The 25873-nt window shown below is 52.5% G+C and carries 16 protein-coding genes (1 of these 16 only partly in view); all 16 read left to right on the plus strand.

Annotated elements, in window-relative coordinates; all coding sequences use genetic code 11:
* The first annotated feature begins 173 nt into the window (after nucleotides 1-173).
* Nucleotides 174-1484, plus strand: coding sequence for an ABC transporter substrate-binding protein (locus ACR9FF_RS04855; protein WP_127496819.1), 1311 nt, complete (start codon nucleotides 174-176; stop codon nucleotides 1482-1484).
* A gap of 100 nt (nucleotides 1485-1584) precedes the next feature.
* Nucleotides 1585-2517 carry a carbohydrate ABC transporter permease gene (locus ACR9FF_RS04860; RefSeq protein ID WP_435169422.1) on the plus strand — a complete coding sequence of 311 codons (933 nt, stop codon included), beginning with the start codon at nucleotides 1585-1587 and terminating at the stop codon, nucleotides 2515-2517.
* Nucleotides 2518-2531: 14 nt separating this feature from the next.
* Nucleotides 2532-3392 carry a carbohydrate ABC transporter permease gene (locus ACR9FF_RS04865; protein ID WP_435169424.1) on the plus strand — a complete coding sequence of 287 codons (861 nt, stop codon included), beginning with the start codon at nucleotides 2532-2534 and terminating at the stop codon, nucleotides 3390-3392.
* Nucleotides 3393-3403: 11 nt separating this feature from the next.
* Nucleotides 3404-4870 (plus strand): sulfatase, encoded by a 1467-nt coding sequence (locus ACR9FF_RS04870; protein WP_435169426.1) that lies wholly within the window; start codon nucleotides 3404-3406, stop codon nucleotides 4868-4870.
* 159 nt (nucleotides 4871-5029) lie between these two features.
* Entirely contained in the window at nucleotides 5030-6037 is a 1008-nt protein-coding gene (locus ACR9FF_RS04875) for a formylglycine-generating enzyme family protein (RefSeq protein ID WP_435169428.1), read from the plus strand.
* 562 nt (nucleotides 6038-6599) lie between these two features.
* Nucleotides 6600-7952 carry an extracellular solute-binding protein gene (locus ACR9FF_RS04880; RefSeq protein ID WP_435169430.1) on the plus strand — a complete coding sequence of 451 codons (1353 nt, stop codon included), beginning with the start codon at nucleotides 6600-6602 and terminating at the stop codon, nucleotides 7950-7952.
* Between the two features lie 99 nt (nucleotides 7953-8051).
* The gene (locus ACR9FF_RS04885; RefSeq protein ID WP_127496813.1) at nucleotides 8052-9356 is read left to right on the plus strand and encodes a sugar ABC transporter permease; all 1305 of its coding nucleotides are present in this window, start codon (nucleotides 8052-8054) and stop codon (nucleotides 9354-9356) included.
* A gap of 1 nt (nucleotide 9357) precedes the next feature.
* Nucleotides 9358-10200, plus strand: coding sequence for a sugar ABC transporter permease (locus ACR9FF_RS04890; protein WP_435169432.1), 843 nt, complete (start codon nucleotides 9358-9360; stop codon nucleotides 10198-10200).
* Between the two features lie 27 nt (nucleotides 10201-10227).
* Complete coding sequence (locus ACR9FF_RS04895; protein WP_435169434.1) at nucleotides 10228-16578, plus strand: S-layer homology domain-containing protein; 6351 nt, start codon at nucleotides 10228-10230, stop codon at nucleotides 16576-16578.
* Between the two features lie 160 nt (nucleotides 16579-16738).
* Nucleotides 16739-18304: an ABC transporter substrate-binding protein gene (locus tag ACR9FF_RS04900; protein WP_435169436.1), complete on the plus strand. Its 1566-nt coding sequence runs from the start codon at nucleotides 16739-16741 to the stop codon at nucleotides 18302-18304.
* A 37-nt stretch (nucleotides 18305-18341) separates the two neighbouring features.
* Complete coding sequence (locus ACR9FF_RS04905) at nucleotides 18342-20099, plus strand: sensor histidine kinase (protein WP_435169439.1); 1758 nt, start codon at nucleotides 18342-18344, stop codon at nucleotides 20097-20099.
* Nucleotides 20096-21706, plus strand: coding sequence for a helix-turn-helix domain-containing protein (locus ACR9FF_RS04910; RefSeq protein WP_435169441.1), 1611 nt, complete (start codon nucleotides 20096-20098; stop codon nucleotides 21704-21706). The genes ACR9FF_RS04905 and ACR9FF_RS04910 overlap by 4 nt, the downstream gene beginning before the upstream one ends.
* Nucleotides 21707-21823: 117 nt before the next feature.
* A complete protein-coding gene (locus tag ACR9FF_RS04915; RefSeq protein ID WP_435169443.1) occupies nucleotides 21824-23383 on the plus strand; it encodes a spore germination protein in 1560 nt (519 codons plus the stop codon).
* The gene (locus ACR9FF_RS04920; RefSeq protein ID WP_435169445.1) at nucleotides 23380-24507 is read left to right on the plus strand and encodes a GerAB/ArcD/ProY family transporter; all 1128 of its coding nucleotides are present in this window, start codon (nucleotides 23380-23382) and stop codon (nucleotides 24505-24507) included. The genes ACR9FF_RS04915 and ACR9FF_RS04920 overlap by 4 nt, the downstream gene beginning before the upstream one ends.
* Nucleotides 24488-25735: a Ger(x)C family spore germination protein gene (locus ACR9FF_RS04925; RefSeq protein ID WP_435169447.1), complete on the plus strand. Its 1248-nt coding sequence runs from the start codon at nucleotides 24488-24490 to the stop codon at nucleotides 25733-25735. Before ACR9FF_RS04920 ends, ACR9FF_RS04925 begins: the two co-directional genes overlap by 20 nt.
* A 1-nt stretch (nucleotide 25736) precedes the next feature.
* On the plus strand, nucleotides 25737-25873 hold the 5' portion of the coding sequence (locus ACR9FF_RS04930) for a hypothetical protein (protein ID WP_435169449.1). It continues 73 nt past the right edge of the window; only the first 137 of its 210 coding nucleotides appear in the window; the start codon lies at nucleotides 25737-25739; its stop codon lies beyond the right edge, outside the window.

A 25873-nucleotide genomic window follows, 5' to 3' on the forward strand; every position in this document is an offset into this window, starting at 1 on the left:
CCGAACAGCGGAGTATGGAATCCGAATATTTTGCTAGTCCCTTAAGGCAGAGGAGCAGGGCTACTCTTAATTCCTGTACTTTTGTGCTGAAAGACCGGAATCTGGCGTCACTAGCGGTCTCTGTCATTCTTTATACTTCACAGTAGATTCAACAAAGGGAGGTCATAGAAGATATGAAAAGAAGAAAAAGCATCATGACGGCGCTTTGCGTGACGGTGCTGGCCAGCGTTGCGTTAACCGCATGCGGCAGCAACTCCACCGAGCAGCTGAACCCGAAGGACAACGGTTCTTCCGGCGGCAGCAAGACGCTGACATTCTGGCGGGCAGGCACGGATGCGCCGGAGAAAGCGTATTGGACGCGCGTGATTCAGGAATTCGAAGCCAGCCATCCGGGCGTGAAGGTGAACTACAGCGAGGTTCCGTTCGGCAACGACATGGAGACCAAGCTGAATGCCGCTTATGCCAGCGGTACCGCGCCGGATGTGCTGTCTTATACACTGGCATCGGTTGCCCAGCGGGCCAATCTTGGCCAATATGAACCGCTTGACGCTTATACGGATAAGTGGGATGGCAAAAGCGACATGATGGAAAGCGTGCTGAACACCGGCATGTACAAAGACAAGCTGTACGGCCTCGGGTTTATTCCCGATCCTCGCGTTCTGCTATGGCGCAAAGACTTGTTCGAAGCGGCGGGACTTGATCCCGAGAAGCCGCCGGCAAGCTGGGAAGAGCTTGCGAAGGATGCGGAGCTACTGACGAAGAAAGACGGTAATACAACGGTGACGGCGGGTCTGGCCATTCCAACGGCTAACGCTTGGACCTTCTGGCAATCGTTTGTCCTGCAGAACGGCGGAAAAATCATCGATGCGGATAAAAACGAGCCGCTCTTCGATTCTCCGGAATCGATTGAAGCGACGCAGTATATTGTGGACCTGGTGAAAAAAGGCGTAACGATTCCGAACGACTCGGCGAAATCCAACGAGAACCTGTTCCCGAACGGCAAAGCCGCAATCGCTTACGACAGCCCGGCTGCTTACGTGAATACGCAAAAGGATCATCCGGAATTGGCCGGCAAGATTGGCGTATCCGGTCCAATCGAGCGCAAAACAAAAGCTACCTTCGCCGGTATGCGCCTGCTCTTCATGAGCTCGCAAAGCAAGCAGAAGGATCTGGCGTTTGAATTCATGCAGACGGTTATGTCCAAGGAAGAGACATGGAACCGATACAAGGAGCTTGGCACGCCGGTTGTCCTGAACTCGCTGAAGGATGATTACATCAAAGACAAACCTGAAATGAACCAAGCGGTATTCGATGCGGTTTCCTACGGAGAAGGCGCCGCAAAGGTCACTTACTCCAGCAAAATGTACGAGATTATCAGCCAGCATCTGGAAGCAGCTTTCTACAACACGAAATCGGCGGAGCAAGCGATGAAGGATGCGGCCGCAGAGCTGAAAAAAGAGCTGCCAAACTTGATTACCAACTAACCGGCATCCATTTAGCATGTAATAGGCGCCTGCTGCTTCAAGAAGGGCAGGCGCCTTTTTCAAAGGATTTTTTTCATTGAAGGAAGAGAGGTGAGGCGTTATGAATTCCGTGAATCCGGCGGCTGCAGCCAGCAAGGCGACATCTCGCAAGAGCCGGCGGCGCGCCCCAATCGATAAGGCCGGTTATCTGTTTATTGCCCCGGGCTATATCGTTTATTTCGCGTTTATATTTATCCCGCTGCTGGTGGGGCTGTATTACAGCTTTACGAACTATAACTTTTACTCGACGCCGGCTTTTGTTGGTTTCGACAACTACGTAAGGCTGTTTCATGACAAGCTGTTTGGCACGGCGGTGTACAACACGTTTATATATTCCTTGTTTTCGATTTTTCCGCAGATGGCATTAGGCCTCTTGCTCGCGGTACTGCTGAACGGAAAGCTGAGAGGCCGCCTGTTCGCCCGCGTCAGCGTTTATATTCCGAACGTCACCTCCATGGTTGCGGTATCGATGATCTGGCTATGGATTTACGATCCGTCGCTCGGGATATTGAACCGCGTGCTGAAGACGTTTGGCCTTGCCCCGGTGCAATGGCTGTACGATCCAAGCACGGCAATGGCCGCCATCATTATGATGGGAATCTGGAAATCGATCGGCTACACGATGATCGTGTATTTGTCCGGTCTGCAGTCCATCCCGGCAAGCCTTTATGAAGCCGCTCATATGGATGGCGCAACGAAGGTCCGGCAGTTTTTTGCCATCACGATTCCGATGCTTAAGCCAACAACGTTCTTTATTCTGGTTATGTCCTGCATCAACTCGTTTATGGTGTTTGAGCAGGTCAACATTTTGACCAACGGCGGACCGTTGAACAAAACGACAACCATCGTTCATCAGATTTACCTGCGCGGCTTCCAGGATTTCCAGATGGGCTACGCATCGGCGATGGCGATGGTCTTGTTCGTGATTACGCTGCTTATTACTTTGCTGAATTTCCGTCTCGGAAATAAAGGGAATGACACCGATGTGGATTAGGAGGCGGACCCGTAATGACTAGAAAATGGCCTACTGTACTTTTTTCAATCGTTATGTTTATCATTGCATTGCTTATGCTGTTCCCGTTCTTGTTAATGGTGGTTACTTCGCTGAAAACGATGGGCGAGATTCAGTCACCGACATTTACGTTTATTCCGAAACATTGGTTATTCGACAATTACGCGGAAGCCATGGGACGAGGCGAATGGCTCCGATACTTCTATAATTCGTTTATGGTAACCGGCGTTACCGTTGTATTCAGTCTGGTGTTTAACTCCATGGCAGGCTTTGCTTTTGCGAGGCTTCGTTTCCCGGGACGGGACGTGCTTTTCTTCTCCGTGCTGATCGGCATTATGGTGCCGCCGCAGGCGACGATGATTCCAACCTTCCTGATGATGAAGATGTTCCCGTTCTTTGGGGGCAACGACTGGCAGGGGCAAGGCGGCTTTGGCTTCATTAACAGCTATACGGGTCTGGTGCTGCCGTTTATTGCGGGCTCCTTCGGGATTTTCCTGTGCCGGCAATATTTCTTGAACTTTCCTCGGGCGCTTGACGAGGCGGCGCAGATTGACGGAGCGAATGTCTTCCGCGTATTCTTCCAGATCTATCTGCCGCTCAGCAAGCCGATTCTGGCAACGCTGGCGATCTTCAAAACTACGGCAACGTGGAACGATTACATGTGGCCGCTTATTATGACCAACACGGAGCATATGCGGACCGTGCAGCTTGGCCTTACCATTTTCCGCAGCGAGACGAACGTAGAATGGAATTTGCTCATGGCGGCAACTACCTTAGTTGTGTTGCCTCTTGTATTATTATTCTTGGCAGCGCAGAAATACTTCGTGCAGGGGATTGTAACAACAGGTCTGAAATAAGGGGTGCTTTCATGCGAACGATTATGATTATGCTCGATACCTTGAACCGAAGAGCTTTATCCGCTTACGGCGGCGAGGGCGTTCGGACGCCTAATATCGACCGGCTTGCGGAGCAGTCCGTCGTCTTCGACCAGCATTGGTCCGGGTCGCTGCCTTGCATGCCGGCGCGGCGCGATATGCTGACGGGACGGGCAGCTTTTCTGGAAAAGGGCTGGGGTGGCATTGAACCGTTTGACCGCACGTTGCCAGCGTCTCTGAGGGAGGCCGGCGTGTTCAGCCATATCGTGACCGACCATTATCATTATTTTGCCACGGGCGGCGAGAACTATTGCCAGTCCTTCTCCACGTGGGATTTCCACCGGGGGCAGGAGGATGATCCATGGGTTTCTTCTATTAAAGATTTGCCTGCGCCGGAACGTTATTACGGTCAGGTACGCGCGCAATGCCAGAAGAACCGTACGCAGTTTCTTCGCGAAGAGGATTATCCGGGGCCAAGGACCATTCAGGCGGCATGCGACTGGCTGGAGAAGAACGGACGCGAGGACCGGTATTTCTTGACGGTGGAAGCTTTTGACCCGCATGAGCCGTTTGATACGCCCAATCATTATTTGCAAATGTACCGGGACAGCTACGAAGGTCCGGCCTACAGCTGGCCGAAATACGGCACCGTTGACGTACCGCCGGAGGCGCTTGCACATATTCAAAAGCGTTATGCGGCAACTCTTACGATGATCGACCATTGGCTTGGCAAGCTGCTGGATACGATGGAACGGCTGGATATCCTGGACGATACTCTTGTTATTTTTACAACCGACCACGGTTTATTGCTTGGCGAGCACGAACAGACGGGCAAAAACGTCATGCATGTGTATAACGAGCTGGCCAATATCCCGCTAATGATTCGTCTGCCTGAAGGCCGGGCCGCGGGCACCCGCATCCAGGCGCTTACGCAAAATATCGATCTTATGCCTACGATTCTGGACTATATGGGAGCTTCGATTCCGGATACGGTGCAAGGCTCTTCGCTTCGCGGATTGCTCGAAGGAACGCAGGAGAAGGTGAGGGAAGCGGCTTTGTACGGCTATCACGGGATGTGCGTCAATGTCACGGATGGCCGTTATACGTATATGCGCGCACCGGTCTCCAAGGATAATTATCCTTGTTACGCTTACACAGCTATGCCGACCACTTTCCGTTCCTATCTAGGACGCGTAGCGCCGGAGCGTATTGAAGCGGGCCGGTTCCTGCCTTATACGGCCTATCCGATGTTCAAAATTCCGGAAAGCACGCAAGGCGTAACGTATGCCCGGAATCAATTCGTCATGGAGACGCGGCTGTATGATCTTGCTCGGGATGAGCATCAGGAGCATCCGCTTCAGGATGATGAGGCCGAGGCACGGATGATAGAGCTGCTCGTTGCGGGCATGGAGCAGGCGGGAGCACCGGAAGAGCAGTACGTCCGGCTTGGACTACTATAAAAAAGAATAGAGCAGATGGCAGTATAAGGCCTTCCGTTAGTTTACGTGCGGAAAGCGTTGTACTGCCTTTTCTTATTATGGTAGTGTTGAAATAAGAGAGTTACAGAAAAGCTAGTTAGATGGATCATAGACACTTCTTATACGGGGAGGAAGTTGAAGATGGCACAGGAACAGGAATTAGAGAGCAACACGGTAAAATCCTGCTGTTCAACCGATCGTTCATCGGTTGTGATTGCACCCAAGAATCTGAAGCTGAAAGCAGCGGTCAAACCGGCGGACTCCAAGCCGGCTGCCGATCCGGATACAGCGGGAATGCTGTTTATTCCGGGCGGTACCTTCCTGATGGGAACCAATGATAAGGAAGGCTTTGCGGCAGACGGGGAAGGACCGGTTCATAGCGTTACCGTAAACAGCTTTTATATGGATGAAACGGCGGTAACGAACGAGCAGTTCGGACGTTTTATTGCGGCAACGGGTTACGTCACCGAAGCCCAGAGGTTCGGCTGGTCTTATGTGTTCCATCTGTTCGTTTCGGAGGCGGAAGCGGCGAAGGTGAAGACGGTGCCGCAGACGGCCCCTTGGTGGTACCCGGTTGAAGGCGCGGACTGGAACCATCCGGAAGGACCCGATTCTCATATCGCAGGCCGCGAGAATCATCCGGTTATTCATGTCAGCTGGAATGATGCGATGGCGTATTGCGAGTGGGCAGGCAGGCGTCTGCCGACGGAAGCGGAGTGGGAATACGCGGGCCGCGGCGGACTTGCGCAGAAGCGTTACCCTTGGGGAGATGAGCTGAAGCAAGGCGGCGAGCATAACTGCAACATCTGGCAGGGTAAATTCCCGGTCAAAAATCACGCCAGCGACGGTTACCTGGGAACCGCTCCGGCTAAGAGCTTCAAGCCCAACGGCTATGGCCTCTATAATATGGCGGGCAACGTCTGGGAATGGTGCTCGGACTGGTTCAGCCCGGCCTATTACCAGAGCGGCGAGAACGATAACCCGCCTGGCCCGCGTACCGGAGAAGGCCGCGTCATGCGGGGCGGCTCGTATCTCTGCCACAGCTCCTACTGCAATCGTTACCGGGTAGCGGCGCGCAGCAAGAACACGCCCGACAGCTCCACCGGCAATTGCGGGTTCCGCACGGTGCTGTCCGCACCGCAGCAATAATAGAGCAAAGCCGTCTACCAAGCACGCCGTTAGCTTGGTAGACGGCTTTTTTTGTAGCCCGAATGCACCTGCGGCGCGGGGGCTGGGGCTATTTCACCTACCTAAACCGTGCTTTCCGAGCTTAACGATGCCCCGCATCGTTAAGCTACTCGAAAAAGCCCGCGTTAGCTCTCTTAACGATGTCGCACATCGTTAAGAGGCGCCCAAACCGCCCCAAACTAGCTCGCAGGGCCGTTTTCCCTAAGCTTAACGATGCCCCGCATCGTTAAGCTACTCGAAAAAGCCCGCGTTAGCTCTCATAACGATGTCTCACATCGTTAAGGAACGCTCAAACCGCCTCAAACTAGCTCCAGCGCCTTTTTCCTCGAGCTTAACGATGCCCCGCATCGTTAAGCGACCTCTCCCATCCATCCACCTCACCGACAGGTCACAATCTTATCCTTTCAGGTCACCGGATTGGTAGTGAGACTCCCCTTCGAAATCCTACAATGAACTCATGAACCACGGCATACCGGGGTCAACAAACTTACAAGAGTTGATAAAGGGAAGGGAGCTCTCAACGATGTTAAAGAGCAAAAAGATGCTTATCACGCTTAGCTTGCTGGCTGTGTCCATGTCGCTTGCCGCATGCGGCGGCAACAACGGCAACGGTACAACGGCTAGCAATGCCAATGCCTCCGCAAGCACCAATACGAACGCTAACGCGCCGGCTTCGGAATCGCCAAGCGCGGACGCTGCGGCAACCGCGGAAGCGAACGGGCCAACGGAAGCGAAGCCTGCCGAGCTGACCATCTGGCCGGATACGGCGGAAGACAAACTAGCCGTTATCCAAGCGGCAGCGGATAAATACACCGCGGCAACAGGGATTAAGATCAACATCAAGCCGGTAGCGATGAACGATCAGCCGGATGTGCTAGCGCTCGACGGTCCCGCCGGCAAAGGTCCGGACCTGTTCTACCAGCCGGGCATCGGCAGCTTAGTCGTGAAAGGTCTTGTACAAGAGGTGAAAGCTTCGGACGAGGTAAAAGGCACTTACACGCCGGAAGCACTCGCGGCGCTCAGCCAAGACGGCGTTCTGTACGGCCTCCCGCTAGTAACGGAAACATATGCTCTTTTCTATAATAAGAAGCTTGTCCCTAATGCGCCTGCAACGATTGCGGACCTCGAGCAAATCATGAAAGACCAGACCGACGCGAAGAAGCAGAACTACGGCTTCCTCTTCGAAGCGGCAAATTTCTACTTTGCTTGGGGCTTCCTCGGCGGCGAAGGCGGTTATATTTTCAAAGACAACGCCGGCAAATACGATATCAACGATATCGGTCTGAACAAGGAAGGCACGGTAAAAGGCGCCTCCCTGATCCAAAGCTGGTTCAACAACGGCTACCTGCCTAAAGGCGTTAACGGCGACATCGTTGGCGGTCTGTTCACGCAAGGCAAAGTTGGCGCGGTTATCAACGGACCGTGGGCCATCAACGATTACAAAAAAGCGCTCGGCGACGATCTGGCCGTTGCTCCAATCCCTACCCTTGAAGGCGGCGCGCATCCAACCTCCTTTATCGGCGTAAAAGGCTGGATGCTATCCAAGTTCTCCAAATCCCCAGAGTGGGCGGCGGATTTTGCGGCCTTCCTGACGAACGAAGAGAACGCGCTTGAGTACTTCAAGAAAACAGGCGAGGTTCCTCCGGTTATCAACGTCTTGAACAATCCGGTTCTGACTGGCGATCCGCTTGTAGCCGGCTTCTCGCAGCAAATCCAATACGGCCAGCCGTTCCCGACCGTTCCCGAGCTTGACCATGTATGGGATCCGATGGCGAACGCCCTGAAATTCATCACGGAAGGCAAAGACGTGCAAGCTTCCCTGGACGATGCCGTGAAACTCATTAACGACAAGATGAAAATGGCCGGCGCGAAGTAAGGAAATCCTCGTCCGCCATACCATGAAACAAGGAAAGGGGCTCCTCACAGCCCCTTTCTCTATTAAATCGCATTCGGAAATATGGAAGGTGAACCAAACATGAACATCAACGCCCTGGAGCCCGTGTCGCAAACCAGACAAAGCCATCATAATCCCGCCCTCGCGACCGTCCTGTCCATCGTTCCTGGATTAGGCCAGCTATACAACCGCCGCTGGATCAAAGGAATTGTATTTCTTGTAATTGGCTTAAGCTTGATCATTGCGTTATCCGTGCCTATCGCAAACAGCATCGCAGGAATGATTACGCTCGGGGACAACCCGGAGACCGACGATTCCCGTAATTTGCTCGTCCAAGGCTTGTTATCCTCCATCATTGGCGTTATCCTGCTAGGCCTGTACGTGCTGAATGTGCTGGATGCCCGGAAGGATGCGAAAAAACGCCGAGAGGGCATCCGCACGCCATCCGTCCGGCAGGCCTTCCAGGACAGCTGGGAGCATGGCTTCCCGTATTTCGTCGTTGTGCCGAATTTCATCATGATGGCGCTGATCGTCATTTTCCCGCTGCTGTTTATGATCTCTCTCGCTTTTACCAACTACAACCTGTACAATTCACCGCCTGCCCATCTGCTGGACTGGGTTGGTTTTGCGAACTTTAAAGCTTTATTCACGGAAGCCGTGTGGAGCAAAAGCTTATTTACCGTTCTTTCCTGGACGGTCGTATGGACGCTTGTCGCGACAACGCTGCAAATTATGCTGGCTTTTTTCCTTGCGGTAATGATCAATGACAGCCGAGTCAGGTTCAAACGCCTGATCCGTACGGTTATGATTCTCCCCTGGGCGGTTCCGTCGTTTATGACCGTGCTTGTGTTTACGGCGATGTTTAACGATACGTTTGGCGCGATTAACCGGGATATTTTCTCCCACTTTGGCGTGTCGATTCCGTGGCTTTCCGATCCGACCTGGGCGCGCGTGGCGATTATCGGCATTCAAGTATGGCTTGGTTTCCCGTACGTATTTACACTGATTACCGGGGTGCTTCAAGGGATCTCGAAGGACTGGTATGAAGCAGCCGATGTGGACGGGGGAAGCCGCTGGAAAAAGTTCCGTTTCATCACGATGCCGCATGTGTTGTTCGCAACGGCTCCGCTGCTCATTATGCAATACTCGTATAACTTCAATAACTTCAATATTATTTATTTGTTCAACAAGGGCGGTCCTCCGGTTCCGGGCCAGAACTCGGGAGCAACCGACATCCTGATCTCGTGGGTGTACAGCCTGACGTTTAAGGAAAACAACTACAAAATGGCTGCCGCCGTATCCATCATCATGGGTATCGTCGTCGCGGCGTTTGCTCTCTATCAATTCAGCAGAACCCGTTCCTTCAGAGAGGAGGATATGTACTAAAATGAAACGTTCGCTCAAATCCGCTCTGGAAGTGTCTGGCATTTATCTAATTGTCCTGATCATGTTCCTCATTATTTTGTACCCGCTGCTCTGGGCGTTCAGCATGTCCCTCAACCCGGGCACCAGTTTGTTCTCGCTCAAGATGATCCCGGACAACTGGTCGCTCGAGCATTACGAATGGCTGTTCAACAATCCGAGCAGCAACTACACCCTATGGTACAAAAATACGCTGATCATCGCGTTTGCGAACGGCATCGCCTCGGTCTGCATCGTATCGATCGTGGCTTACGTGTTCTCGCGGTTCCGGTTTGTCGGACGGAAGAACAGCATCTACACTTTCCTGCTGCTGCAGATGTTCCCGGTCTTGATGGGGATGGTGGCGATCTACCTGCTGCTCAATACCGTAAACCTGCTGGATACGTTTTTGGGTTTAATCCTGATTTATGTGTTTGGCGGCTTGCCTATGAACCTGTTCCTTGTAAAAGGGTACCTCGATACGATTCCGCGCGACCTCGACGAATCGGCCAAAATCGACGGAGCGGGCTACCTGACGATTTTCTTCCGCATTCTGGTGCCGCTTGCCAGCCCGATTATCGCGGTTGTTGCCTTGTTTACGTTTATGGCGCCGTTCTTCGACTTCCTGACGCCGCAGATCATTATCCGCAGCCCGGAGAAGTTTACGCTGGCGCTAGGCTTGTACAACTTCATTAACGATAAGTTCGCGAACAACTTTACGATGTTTGCCGCAGGCACGATCCTGATTGCGATTCCGATCTCGATTGTCTTCCTGCTGCTGCAAAGGTTCCTTATTTCCGGTCTTGCGGATGGGGCAACCAAAGGTTAACAATTCATTTCAGGAGGAATGGGATCAATGCCATCATTATTGAAAAAGCTGATGATTCTGTGCATGGCGCTCCTTATTGCGATCCCCCCGCTGTCCGCTAATGCGGACGGCGTTTCCGGGGTTAATAATGAAGACGCTTACATTCGAATTCATAATCCTTGGCAAGGGTATTCCCTTTATGAGGATGCCGAAGGTAAAGTGCGTTACGGTTTTCCCGCAGTAAACGATCCTTATGCGCAATGGACATTGGAGGAGAAGGATGGACATAAGCGCATCAAGAACCGCGCGACCGGCCATTACATGAACTCGGAGCAAGTGACGGATGCGAATATTACGAATGCGGTTGAGAGCTCTGCTGCAAGAGAAGGCTCGGCAGCCGACACCTGGGATATTGCGGAAGTAGCGAGCAAGCCTGGCGAGTTCAATATGATCAGCACCCGCAATTCGTCGTGGATTGTCAACTTTCAGATTCAAGACGGCAAGGTGCAGGCGAACAACTGGGCGCAAAAGGATTGGGGAAGCGCGACATGGACGCTGGATCCCGCCGAAGCAACCGAGCCGGTTCGGATCGTTAATCCGTGGAACGGCTCCTATTTGTATGAAGAAGACGGAGAAGTGAAATACGGAGAAATCGCTTTGAATAATGCCTCTTCGCAATGGTTCGTGGAAGACAAGGACGGCTACAAGCGCCTCCGCAATCGCGCGACAGGGCATTATCTCCATTCTCAGGGCATAACCGCGGAGCAAATTACGAATCCGATTGGCATTTCCGCGATTGGCGAGGGCTGGATATCCGATCTATGGTCTCTCGAAGCGGCTGATGGTAACGGCGGCATCAACATCGTCAGCTCCCGCGACAACAGCTGGATCGTTAATATTCAGGGCACCGGCAACGGACCGGACGGCATCGTCCGCGCGAACAACTGGGCGCAAAAGAGCTGGGGCAGCGCCGTCTGGAGGCTTGAGCCTGCGGCGGATTCCGCTCCGAAGCGGATCAAGAACAATTGGAAGGGCACCTATTTGTATGAAGAGAACGGCCAGATCAAATATGGCGAACCCGCCTATACCGATAAGGCGTCGCAATGGATTCTAATCGACACGGCAAACGGGACGCTGCTGCGTAATCTAGCAACCGGTCATTACGCAACAAGCGTCGATTACGTAGGAGCAACACCGCTCTCCGCGGAGAACTCGCCAAGCGCGGATTCGGCCTGGATAGTTGCGGCCGCCAAGAATGACAGCGGCGGTGAAGTCGAGGGCTACGTCACGCTCCGAAGCGCGGCAAGCGCAAACAGCTTCATCAACGTACAGAATCAGGACGGCTTCGCTCAGGGCAATAACTGGGCGCAGGCAACGTGGGGCAGCGCGCAATGGGCGCTGGAGGATCCGGCTCCGCCGAAGGAGCCCGTTATTCCGTATATCCGGATCAAGAATAACTGGCTGCAGCTGTATTTGTTGGAGGATGCAAACGGCGTTGTCCAGTACGGCAACGTACAGCCTTCGGACCGGAATGCGCAATGGCTGGTTGAGGAGCATGACGGCGTGAAGCGGATCAAGAACCGCGGGACCGGTCACTACTTAAACAATGAAGGAGCAGCAGGCGACCGGGACGCGCTGAAATCGACGGCGTTGGCCGACGAATCATCAGCGGGCGACTGGACAATCGAGACCTATCAAGGCTACAAGCTGATTGGCAAGCCTGGCGATGCCAGCGGCAAATACATTAACGTCGAGAACAAGCTGAAGCACGCGCAGCTTAGCGTCGTGCCGAAGGATTGGGGCAGCCCGAAATGGGAGTTTATTACGGTAGGCGAGACTGCGCCTGCTTATGTGCGCCTGAAGAACAGCTATTTTGGCCAATATCTCTTTGAGGATGAAAACGGCAATGTCGCTTACGGTCAGCCTGCAGAGGATGATCCGGCTTCCCAGTGGTCCATCGGGACCGCTCCGCAAGGCGTATACATCGTGAACAAGGCGACCGGTCATATGATCTCGAATGAGAACATTAACCGTGCCGAGAATGAAGCAAACCCGCATCTAAAGCCTCTGAAAAGCTTGACGCTTGATAAGTCATGGGGCAGCGTGCAGTGGGAGATGACGGATGTTGAGGGAGCGGCGAATACGAAAGTATTCAGCAACGGCTGGAACGCGAACTGGAATAACGAGCCTGCCCGCATTCATATGCAGGATCAGACCGGTTATGGTCAGGCGAGTCCGATTCCTGCCGACTGGGGCAGCGCGCAGTGGGTGCTGGAGCCTGCACCTCAAGCACCGGCCGAGCTGCCGGAAGGTTATATCCGCATCAAGAACGAAGCTTCCGGTCAATACCTGTATGAGAATGGCAAGAACGTTGTTTTGTACGGAACGCCGGCTGCCAATAACGCGGCTTCGCATTGGAAGATGACCAGTAAGGAAGGCAAGCAGCAAATCGTAAACCGGGCGACGGGCAACGCGATTTCGATTGAACATGAACAAAGCTACCTCGAGACTACGGCATCGCCGTCCATGGAAGACACGAAGGTACAATGGGTAGTGGAAAATGGTCCTTCAGCCGGCCTTTATCTGCTCCGCAGCGCAGCTGTTGGTTACGAAGATAACTATATTCATACCGAAGACCTGCAGGGCTACGCTCAGTATGAATTGAGATCGACTGAAAGCCGCGGCGTGCAATGGAGATTCGAGACGGCGCCTGCGGAAGCGGTAACGGTACCGCCGGTTGACGGTCCGGCGAATGCGGTAACTCCGGTATTAAAGGAGCTTAACGCGGTCCGGATTGTGGATGCTGTAAGCGGCAAAGCATTGATTGAACGTAATGGCGTAATTGTGGCGGATACGCCTGCTGCTGCCGACGGCAAAGCGGCAGAATGGCTGCCGCAGGATTATAACGGCCATAAGCAATACGTGAATCAGGCAAGCGGCCGCAAGCTGGCCGTGAAGGCAAGCGGTCAAGCAACCGTCTTAACCGATGGGGCAAGCTTGTCCACGCAATGGGATGTCTCGTCTTACGGTGGTTATCAAGTGCTCGGCAATGCTTCTGCCACAGGGCAATATTTGACGGTTGGTGCCGCTGGCGCTATATCCGTTCAAGCCTTGGATGCTTCCGAAGCTGCGGCACATTGGCAACTGCAAGCGGTGAAGAGCGATGTCCGTTACGAAGCGGAAGACGCGTTTATGACGGGTGGGGTAACGGCGAATGAAACTTCCGTTGCCGGCTTTACGCAAGAGGATGCAGCCTTGCTTTTTGCCGTCAATACGGACAAAGCAGACAACTATTCCGCTAAGCTTCGTTTCCGGAATAACGACAGCCGTACGGCAACGTTAGCCCTTTACGTCAACGGTCTGAAGCAAACCGCTGCCGCCGAGTTCCCAAGCACGGGCAGCAGCTGGTCAGACCTTACCCTCGAGCTGCCGCTTCGCGCAGGCATGAATACCGTATCGCTTCAATACGATAACGGCAGCACAGGCGGTGTCAACGTAGATTATCTCCTCGTGCGGAACGCCATAAGCAAGGATTACCGCGGAGCAACCGTTCCGTTTACAACCTATGAAGCTGAGCATGGCATAACAAACGGTACTCTTATAGAAGAAGACCGTACGTTCAAGACTTTCGCTTCCGAGGCCTCCGGCAGAGAGGCGGTTCGTCTGGATGCAACAGGGCAATATGTCGAGTTCAAAACAACGGAACGGGCAAATGCACTGACCATGCGTTATATCATTTCGGATTCTCCGACGGGTGACGGCGAAGAGCATACGCTGACGCTTTATATTAATGGCGAAAAGCAAGGCAAAATCAACCTTTCCAGCAAGTACAGCTGGGTATACGGCAAATATCCGTGGACGAATAATCCGTCAGATGGAGACGCTCATCGTTTCTATGATGAGTCCCGCTTATTAATAGGCGATGTGGCGGCTGGTTCGACAATCCGTCTCGTGAAAGAGGCTGACGATAACGCCGATTATTACGTGGTGGATCTGGTTGATCTGGAGCAAGCGCCTGACGCATATTCGAAGCCGAATAGTTATTTATCGGTGATGGATTTTGGCGCAACGGCCAATGACAGATCCGACGACTCGGCCGCATTCGAAGCCGCAATCGCGGCTGCCAAGGAGCAAGGTGCCGGCGTTTGGATTCCGGCAGGAAGCTTTAATCTTGCGCAAGGACCTCTCCATATCGATAATGTAACGATCCGCGGTGCTGGAATCTGGCATACGGAGCTGCATGGCGCAGGCTTCCTGGCGGAAGGAAGCAAGGTTCGCGTCTACGATCTCTACATGGATCTTGGCGTAACGGGACGTCATGACGAGCTGCGCGAAGCGGGCTTTGACGGAACGTTTGGCAAAGGCTCCATCATACAGAATGTATGGATCGAGCATGCCAAGGCCGGCATTTGGTCGATGCGCAGCGATGAGGGAGTCGTGACGGATGGCTTGTACGTTGGCGGAGTACGTATTCGCGATACTTACGCGGACGGCATCAATTTTACAACGGGTACGCGAAATTCGATGATTGAACAGACGTTTATCCGCAACTCCGGCGATGACAGCATCGCGCTTTGGTCGCAGAAGCCGGAAGGCGTATCCGACGATGACAGCCGGGTAAGCAGCAATACCGTACGTTTCAATACGGTTCAGCTGCCATGGCTGGCCGATAACGTGGCTATTTTCGGAGGACGCGATAACAAGGTGCAGGATAATATCCTGACGGATACGGTTGGCTTTGGCGCGGGGATTGCGGTATCGACACGCTTTAATCCAGTCGCCTTTGACGGCACCACGCTTATCGAGCGCAATACGCTGATCCGTACCGGCGGCCGCGAGCCAAGCTGGGGTCAAAACTTCGGTGCAATCTGGCTGTTCACGGGTGATAAGCCGATTGACGCCGACATTACCATCCGAGACAACACGGCACTCGACAGCACTTATCAAGGCTTGTACGTAAACGGACCAAACGCGATTGCTAACGGTACCCGCAGCATTACGATCGAGAACTACGTCATTGACGGCACCGGTACATGGGGCATCCATGTTAATAATGACGTAAGTGGTTCCATTAATCTGGATAACGTCATTGTCCGCAATACGAAGATTGGTCCTGTTTTTAATGCGAAGTCCACTGGGTTTGAATTGCGCACGATTACGCATGAAGACAACTCGGGCTCCGGCCATACGGGCGGGGGCGGTTCAACACCGGTTAGGTCTTCCGTTAACTATGACGCCGATCTGAATGCCGGACTAATCGCGGGCAAAAAGGAAATCGTCATCAACCTGCCAGTAGGCGATAACTCGGGTGCAGCCGAATTCTCTGCCGCTGCACTGAAGGCGGCTGCATCCGCAACGCAAGAAACATCCATTGTTATCCGTTATGGCGGGATGACCTACACGCTTCCATCGACGATATGGACGATTCTGAAGGAAGCGGGTTATGCGGATGCGTTGGCAGCTGCCGATGCCAAGCTGACGCTGACCCTCTCGCCGGTTTCCGGCACGTTAGCCGACGAAATGAAGAGCAAAGCCGCTTCCGCGGGCTTTACTCTTGCCGGCAATCCGGTTTCCTTCGAGCTGACGCTGCAATCCGGCGGCCAGTCCATGCCGGTCCATCAATTCGGCAAGCAGTTTGTTGCAAGAAGCTTTACGATTAATGGTCAGGTAGATCAAGACCACAGCTCTGTTATTGTTTACGAACCGGCAACGGGCCAGTTCAGAACGGTTCCGGCGTTGTTCGCAAGTCAAGGCGGGAATACGGTCGTGTCGGTACTTAGCACAACTAACAGCTTATACGCCGTTGCGGTTACGGATGCTTCCTTCAAGGATATCGCTGCCCATTGGGCCAAAGACGATATTCTGCTGCTGGCGAACAAACGGATAGTGAACGGCGTATCAACGGATCTGTTCGCTCCTAACCGCAATATAACGAGAGCTGAGTTCGCGGCGCTTGTCGTCAAAGCGCTTGGCCTTGCAGCAGGCAGTGAAACATCAGTCCCGTCCTTTACGGATGTTGCTTCATCCGCCTGGTACGCTTCTTATGTGAAGACAGCCGTTCAATACGGCATTGTAAAAGGCATGAGCGACGGGACCTTCCGTCCGAATCAGGAAATTACCCGTCAGGAAATGGCGGTTATGCTGGCACGGGCATTGGTTCTGGTTACGAAGCGCGGGTCCGCGCCAATCCAAGCCGAAGCGCCGGAAGCGGCCTTCCCGCAAGACGGCAGCCAGATTGCCGATTGGGCGAAATCCGCAATCAACGAGCTTGTTGCCGCCGGAATCATGCAAGGCAAATCTGCCGGCAAGTTTGCGCCGCTCGACCAAGCATCGCGCGCTGAAGCAGCCGTAACGCTGAAGCGACTCCTGCAGGCAGGCGGTCTGATGAACAAATCATAGCAAGTCCGGGCAAGCCGGTCAGGGAGAGTTTCCCGGACCGGCTGTTTGCCATGCTCTCAAGGTCACAATCTTATTATTAAAAGTTACAATTAGAGTAGTCGGAAAGAATCAGGCCGTTGTATGATGAGGTATCTAACCTTGAGCCAAGGAGACGAGTGACATGTTCAACAGAGCTAACAAGAAAGCGCTTCCAATTATAATGGGATCGCTGCTCGTCGTTGCTATTCTAATCGCATTCTCGACGATGTACGGACAAACATCCAACCCGGCCAAATCCCCGGCCGATTCCAATACAGCCCGGATCCAGGAAGAAGCGGAGGAAAGGCCCATAGCAGACAGCGATACCGACCGGCTGGTTATGGTTTTCCCCGCAGGCAACGTGCCGAAGGATCTGAGCCTTGTTGAAGATAAAATCAATGATTACCTCATGAAGAAAATAAACGCAACCGTGGATATCCGCACGATCGACATGGGCTCCTGGTGGGATAAGACGGGGCTGATGTTCGCATCCGGCGAGCAGATGGACATTATTTTTACGGCTGGCTGGATGCGTTTTGGAGACGAGATTGCGAAGGGGCGTTATCTGCCGCTGGATGAATTGCTGGACAAATACGGAGCGGGTATCCGCAAGATTCTGGATCCTTCCATTCTGGAGGCCAGCAAAGTAAACGGCAAGCTGTACGGCATTGTGACCAACAAGGAGTTTGCCTCCAGCAAAGGACTTGTGCTCCGTCAGGATCTGGTCGACAAGTACGATATCGATCTGTCTCAGGTCAAGACATTGGCCGATTTTGGTCCGATCTTCGAGAAGATCAAGCTGGATGAGCCGGAGCTGGCCCCGCTGCAGGCAAGGGCAGACCGCAGTCCGCTTACGTTTATGATGCAATACGGCATATTCGACATGCTGGGAGAAGGTCCGGGCGTTCTGCGCCGCGAAGGGCAGTCGACGAAGGTGCTGAGTATGGCGGAGACTCCTGAATTTATGGCGTATGCCAAGCTGCTATACGAGTGGAACCGGAAGGGTTACCTCAATGCGGATGCCACAACGTCGAAGGATAATGAATACGACGCGGTAAAAGCCGGCAATGCCTTCGCTTACGCAGAGTCGCTGAAGCCAGGCTTCGAGATTCAAGCCTCCCGGGATACCGGATATCCTATGGTAAGCGTAGAGCTGACGAGGCCCTACACCACCACGGCGGATACAACAAGCGCGATGTTTGCGATCACCCGCAACGCGAAGCATCCGGAGAAATCGATGATGCTGCTTAATCTTTTGTATACGGATCCTTATTTGCTGAATCTGCTGGATTGGGGCATTGAAGGCATTCATTATGTCAAGAAATCGGACAACGTCATTGGCTACCCGCCTGGCGTTGACGCGAAGACGGTTGGCTATAATCTGAACCAGCCGTGGATGTTCGGCAATCAATTAAATTCTTACTTGTGGGATAACGAGAACCCGGGATTATGGCAGGAATACCGCAGCTTTAACGAGCAGGCGGATAAGTCGAAGGCGTTAGGCTTTGTCTTTAACCCGGAACGGGTGAAGGCGGAGATTGCGGCTTCGATTCTGGTCGAGAAGGAATTTATGCCGGCTTTTAACACGGGTGCCCAGGATCCGGAGAAAATCATTCCGATGTACGTAAGCAAGCTGAAGGCGGCGGGAGCCGATAAGGTTGTCCAGGAGAAGCAGCGCCAGCTTGATTTATGGCTTGCTGACCATTAGCTGCCGACAATGCCCCAATGAGGAGAGGAGGAAGGTCATGAGACAAGCAACGATGCGATCCAGACTGATACTTGGCTTTGGTCTCGTTATTATTCCTCTCGTCATTTTACTGTTGTGGAACAATCTTTACGCGACGAAGGTTGTCCATTCCCAGGTGGCGCAGTCGAACCGCAACATGCTCACCATGTATATGAACGATATGGATCAGGTTCTTGGCGAGATCGAGAACTATCTCTATAAAGCGGCGGAGCAGGATCAAAGCCTGATTTCGCTCAGCCAATACGATAAGGACAGCTGGGAGTATTATCTATCCACGACGCAGACGGCAAACGATCTGGATTTGAACATCAACTATTACGACGCGGCGGATGTGTTGTTCGCTTACGGCGGGAAATACAAGGAGCTTCTGGTCGCCCAGCAGCAATCCGTTACCTATGCCCGCAAGCAGGAGATACAATCCAAGCTGAAGGAGCTGCTTGCGGATCACGATCCGGCGCTTCGGGCGGGCTGGAAGGTAGTCGAGCTGAAGGGGCAATACGCGCTCGTCCGGGTCGTGGATACGAATTACGACTCCTATATCGGAGCCTGGATTGACCTCAACCGGTTAATGGAGCCAATCCGCCAGCTGGGTCAGGGTGGCAAGGCGGAAGCGCTTCTGGTATCGGGGGAGGGAAAGCCTCTTTCAACGGTTGGAACATCCATTCGCCAAGAGGTTGAAGCCTTTGACCTGACGGCTTATATGGATAATGGGAATGCGGCCTACAATATTGTCAAGCTTGGCAATCCGTATTTGCTTGTAGCCAAGAGCTCCCGGATGGCGGATATGAACCTGATCTTTCTGCTGCCGGAGCGCAAGCTTCTCGAAGGGCTTCCGATCTTCCGAAAAATGACGTATCTCATTCCGATGCTGGCGGCGATCATGCTGGGACTTTATCTCTTATTCCTGCAAAATTCGATCGTGAAGCCGATCCATCATTTCATTAAAGGGATGCGGAAAATCCGATCAGGCGACTTAAGCGTCCGGATGGAGGATTACAAGCTTCAGGAGTTTATCACGCTCAAAGAGACGTTTAACGGCATGGCCCAGCAGATTGAGCATTTGAAGATAGATATTTACGAGGAGCAGCTGCGGACGCAGAAGGCGGAGCTGAAGCATCTGCAAGCCCAGATTCACCCCCATTTCTTTATGAATTCTCTCAATATCGTCTATCAGCTTGCCCAGATCAAAGACTATGAAGTCATCCAGAACATGTCCCTTCATCTTGTGAGGTATTTCCGTTTTACGACCCGTACTCAGGTATCAACGGTGACCGTGAAGGAAGAAGTCGAGCATATCTTCCATTATCTATCGATTCAGAAATACCGGTTCCCGGAGACGCTCGCTTTTGATTTCGAGGTTGATCCGGCGCTCGAGAAGGTCAATATTCCGCCCCTGACTATTCAGCCGATGGTGGAGAACGCAATGGTGCACGGCTTCTCGATCCGTACGGGCTCGCCGTTCCATATCCGGGTGAAGGTATCGGCCGAGGGCGAAGGGGAGGACGCAGAGCTGATCATTGAGGTGGAGGATAACGGGAAAGGTCTAACCGAGGAGCAAATGGAGCAATTGCGCGTAAAGGTGCATTCGCTTGAACCCGGGGACGGCAGCTTGGGGCTATGGAATGTTGTCCGGCGATGCAGGCTCTACTATAAAGGAACGGTCAGAATGGCATTTGGCAGCGCGGATCCGCAAGGCGCGGTTGTAACGCTCCGGGTGCCGAGATACAAAACGGGAGAAAGGGAGCCGGGACTATGATACGGGTACTTATTGTCGATGATGAGATCTATGCGGTAAAAGGACTCCGTTCGGGCGTACGATGGGAATTGATCGGGGTAGACGAGGTGCATGAAGCGTATCATGCTCCAATGGCGCAGCAGCTGCTGCTCGAACAGCCGATCGACATTGTCATATGCGATATCGAAATGCCGGAGATCAGCGGCCTCGAATTGATGGAATGGGTAAAAGCGCAAGGCATGCAGCCGGAGACAATCGTCTTGACCTGCCATTCCGAGTTCGAGTACGCCAAGCGGGCGATTCACTTAGGCAGCTTTGAATATTTGCTGAAGCCCGTTGTTTATACCGAGCTGGAGGAGACGCTGCTTACCGCCATCTCCCGGGTGAAGGAGAAGCGGAGAATAAGCGAGACCGACGACCAGTACAACAAGATCGTTGAGCTGTGGAACAGCCGCAAGCCGATGCTTGTGGAACGGTTCTGGCAGGATCTGCTCGAACGGAGAGTTTCAAGCAATCCGGACGCTATACGTCAGTCGCTTTCCGCTTACGATATGCGGATGAGTACGGTCGAACGGGTGCGCCTCATCCTAATCAGCGTCGAGAGCTGGGAACGTCCGCTTAACGAACGGGATGAGCTTATCATGGAATTTGCGCTGCGCAAATCGGCCGAAGAGCTGCTGCTCGAGAAGCTTCCCGGCAACGTTATCCAGGATCATCGGGGCAATATTCTTGTGGTGCTGCATCTAGGCGAGGTCGAAGCGGCTAGAGAGGAAATCGAGGCTCTGTGCCGGAATTACCTCGAAGCCTGCAGGCAGTATTTCTATTGCCGACTCTCTTGTTACGTGGGTCAATTAACCGCCGTAACGGAAGTATTGCAAAGCTATCTGGCGCTGCTCAACAAGGAATACCGCAATGTGAGCATGGCGGGCGGCGTAATTTGGAGCGAAGACCCACTGAGCAATACGGCCAGACCAGCCGCTACCTTCACCGAGTCCATGCTGGATTGGGCGGATTTGCTGGAGCAGGGGAGCACGGCAGAGCTCTCTCTCAAGCTTGGAGAGTGGACCGATTCGATGGATTCTACTAAAGCAACGGTCGAGACGTTAACCGCTTCCTACCATGCGCTCTTGCAGGTCATCTATTACGCGATGCACCGCAAGGGGCTTCAAGCCCAGCAGCTTTACGAGAATCACGCCTGCTCCGGCGTGGAGACCGCAACCCGTTCCGTCGTACAGTTTAAGCTATGGGTAAGCTGCATAGCCGAAGCCGCGGGCAGTCTGTTTGCGAGAACGATGTCCGTTAGTCCAATTGTTCAAAAGGTAAAGGCGCATATCGCCGAGCATCTGAACGAAGAGCTGTCCCGCGAGCAGCTGGCGTCCATTGCTTTTGTGAATCCGGCCTATCTGTCCCGCTTGTTCCGGAAGGAGACCGGCATGGTACTGACCGATTATATATTGAAGGAACGAATGGAAAGGGCAGCGGAGCTGCTGGCTACGACCGACCGCAGCATCAGCGAGATTGCCGACGGACTCAGCTACGGGAACTTCTCGTACTTTGCCAGATTGTTCCGCAAGGTTCACGGAGTGACGCCGCAGGAATATCGCAAGCCTTACCGCAAAGTACAGTAATATCAACGGAGAAATTCCTTTTAACCCGCCACCTTTTCAGGTGGCTTTTTGTTTTTCTTTCATAAAATTTCCTTTCGCGGGCATCATGAAGTTAAACGAATTGGCGGGAGGATGTATATGGAGCATAACGGACAACCATTAGAGCAGCCATCGAAACCATTCGCATCCGTCAACGATAATTTAGCTTTTATTAAGCAGTCGCTTGGCTCGCCCAACGATTTGTTGATTCGTAAGTTTCGAATGGCCGAGGGTGAAAAAGCGGCGGTTGTATGCATAGAGGGCCTGGCTGACAAGCAGGTTATTCAAAATCAGGTCATCAGCCAGCTGATACAAGTCAGCGGAAGCCATTTTACCCGTGCGGAACGTACCGAGAATACCGGCCAAATGGACGATGAATACAGCAGAGGGCTGGAGGCGCGGATGACCGAGCAGCTGTCTCTGCAGGACATGAGGCGTTCTTCGGATTGGGATGACATTATGCTGACAATCCTGTCCGGAGACGCCGCTCTATTTGTGGAAGACATGGAAGAGACGGTTCTGATCGGAAGCAAGGGCTGGAAAAGCCGGGCCATAGAAGAGCCGCAGACCGAGTCGCTTATCCGCGGACCAAGGGATGGCTTTACGGAGGATCTAAGGACCAATACGGCTTTGATTAGAAGAAGGATCCGGGATCCCCATCTGCGGTTTGAATCCTATTGCATCGGAAGAAGATCCAGGAAGGATGTAACGGTCGCTTATATAGACGGTATCGTCAATCCTATGCTCGTGAACGAAGTAAAGCGGAGAATCAGTACGATTGACATTGATGATCCGGAAGGCTCCGGCTTTATCGAGCAATGGATCCAAGATCATTACTGGTCGCCCTTCCCCCAGATTCTGAATACGGAACGTCCGGATAAGGTGGCGGGTGCTCTGCTGCAAGGAAGAGTGGGGATACTTGTTGACGGTACGCCGTTTCAGTTGGTCCTGCCGATAACGATAGCTTCCTTTATTCAATCGCCGGAGGATTATTACCAGAACTGGATACTATCCAGCGTTCTTCGGCTTTTGCGCGTCATGGCGGTGTTTGTGGCGTTATTCCTTCCGGGCATGTATATCGCCATATTGGAATATCATCACGGGATGCTGCCGTCCAAGCTTGCCTTTTCCGTGGCGGGAACGAGGGAAGGGGTTCCTTTTCCGGCAGTAGTCGAGACCTTTCTGATGGAAGCTACTTTAGAGCTTTTGCGGGAAGCCGGGGTGAGACTGCCAAAATCGATTGGTCAGACGATTGGCGTTGTCGGCGGTCTGGTCATAGGCGAGGCAGCCGTAACGGCAGGCATCGTAAGTCCGGTCATGGTTGTTGTCGTGGCTGTAACGGCTATCGCTTCCTTTGCCATCCCTTCTTACGGCTTTGCCATTACTATCCGGTTAATGAGATTTCTTATTATGATTGCGGCAAGCGTATTTGGGCTTTACGGCGTCGTGCTTGCGATGATTGTCACTTGCATTCATCTGGTGAATTTGAGGAGCTTCGGTATTCCGTATACGGCTCCGCTTGCTCCGCTGCGATTATCCGATTGGCGTGACCTTATTTATCGGCTGCCCGTTATCCGCTTATCCCATAGGCCGGAGATTTTAGAAACGATGGATACGAAGAGACTGACCAAAAAAAGCAAAAGAAAGGGAACGCCATGAGAATTAACAGCTACGGCGAAAAGCCTCTGTCTACCTTAGAGATGGGCATGACTATCGTTTCCATGCTGGTTGGCGTAGGCGTTCTGACGCTGCCCCGCTCGGTGGCAACCTACACAAGCTCGTTTGACGGCTGGATGAGTATTTTGCTCGCAGGCGGCATTGCTCTTCTAGCCGGCTGGCTTGTCTCAAAGGTAGCGGTCCGGGCGGGGAACAAAAACTTCCTTGACTACTCCGTAACCTTGGTGGGCCGGCCGTTCACTTATCTCATTGCTGCTCTCCAATTCAGCTATTTTTTGGGGTTCTGCTCCTATGAGACGAGAGCGATCGCGAATATTTCAAAACAATATTTATTTGATAGAACTCCGGTTGAGTATATCTCCCTTGTTTTTATTCTTGTTGTTGTCTATGGTGTATCCGGCAGCAGATCAGGACTGCTTCGGCTTAATGTTTTGTTTCTGCCTTCCGTCCTTATTATGATTGTGATTGTCGTCTGTTTTGGATACAGATGGTTTGAGTTCGGGAATTTGAAGCCATTTATGATTACGCCGCCAATAGGCATTGCCCAAGGGATGAAGGAGGTTATTTACTCCTTGCTTGGGTTCGAGATTATTCTCTACTATATCGTGTTTATGGAACGTCCCGAGAAAGCGCCTAAGGCCGTTATGTCGGGTATTGCGCTGACGGTTTTCATTTATCTGGTTATCTATCAACTGGTCATAGGGATTTTCTCTAATATCGGAGCGATGAATATCGTTTATCCAACTATCGAGCTTGCTAAGGAAATCCAGTTCCCCGGCAACTTTTTCGAACGCTTCGAATCGTTGTTTTTTGTCATTTGGATTATGACGATTTACAATACGGCGGCAATGGGATTCGATTTGGCGAATGAGTGTTTGTCTTTTTTATTCAAAAGATTGACCAAACGTTACCGGATGCTTATTATCGCGCCTATCGCCTATTTAATCTGCATGACACCCGGGGACATGTCTCAATTCGCAACCCTTGGAAATATCATCAGTTATATGGCGATGCTTTCCGGCATTTTGTTGCCGATCTCTCTTCTGATGTTTGGAGGAAAGAAGAACAACAAGGAGGAGAAGGCAAATGACAAGAGCGGTGCATAGACGGATGCTGCCCTTGATTTTCATAACTTCTGTTCTGCTGACAGGCTGCTGGGATCGTGTTGAGATTGATCAGCGAGGTTTTGTCGTTGGGGTAGGAATCGACGAGCCGGACAAGAAACAGGGAGAGAAGCAAGGCAGCAGCATTCAAGATCACGACACGCAGTCGCAGGATAACCAGAGCGCCTCTTCCAAGCAGACCTTTAAGGTGGTCTATCAGATTGTTATGCCGGCAGGTTTAAGCACCAATAAATCGGACGGAAGCGCTGGGGGCGATAAAGCCTATTTCAATATGTCGGTGGAAGAAAACGCGATGGCTACCTCCATGGCGAAGCTCTCGCAGCGGTTAAGCCGCGCTCCTTTTTTTGAGCATTTAAAAGTCATTATCGTATCAGAAGACATCGCGCGTAAACCCCAGAAATTCGCGGAGACGATTGACTTCTTTTTGCGCGAGAGCCAGATGAGGCGGTCGACCAGGGTGATGGTCACCAGGGATAAGGCATTCAGCATCCTGAATACGCACCCTCCGGACCAGAAGCTGCCGGCGCAGTATCTCGAAGAGCTGTCGGACAATACAAAGGAAAGTGCCAGAATTTTGCCGGAATCGCGGATAGGCGATGTGCATGAGTTTTTGCTCAAGCACAAAAGCTTTGCCATCCAGGGGGTTATGAACGGCAGCAACAACTACACTACCGTTACCGAAGCCGCTGTCTTTAACGGAGCTTCCAATCAGTTGGTAGGCTTCTTGAATCCCAAGGAAACAGCCGGGCTTAACTTTATGGAGGGACATGTCAAAGGCGGCCAAATTAAATTCACCTTTGAAGACCGGCTTGGCGTATTCAGCATTGAACGCGTGAGCAGGAAGTTGGATTGTACATTTGGCCGGGATAACTTGCCTTCTTTCATTTTTCATATTGAAGTGGAAGGGGCTGTTGACGAAGTGTTCCATGCGCCGGATACGTTGAAGGAACCTGCTATATCCGCAATGGAAACCGCCGTTCAGAGGGAAATCGTTAAATTGATGGAGTCCACCGCCAATAAATTACAGCATGAATTTAACTGCGATGTAATGGGACTCCGCGAATATTTGTTCCATAATCATTACAGATGGTTCAAGCAGCATGAAAACCAGTGGGAAGAGGAAGGCAAACTCTTTTCTACCCGCCCGGTGCAAATGGATGTAAAGGTAAGCGTAAGGAGAAGCGGCAACATTAATTTAACGGAGGACTAGAATGGATTTGTTAAAAAGAATGATCGGACTGCTGCCATCGGCCAGTATATTGTTCAGTGCTGCTCTATGCGTGATCATCCCGATGTGCTTCTATTGGGTCTCCAACCGGATGCGCAAACACGATCCTCCCTGGAAGCA

This window comes from Paenibacillus glycanilyticus (assembly GCF_051200795.1).
GTDB classification, from domain to species: domain Bacteria; phylum Bacillota; class Bacilli; order Paenibacillales; family Paenibacillaceae; genus Pristimantibacillus; species Pristimantibacillus glycanilyticus.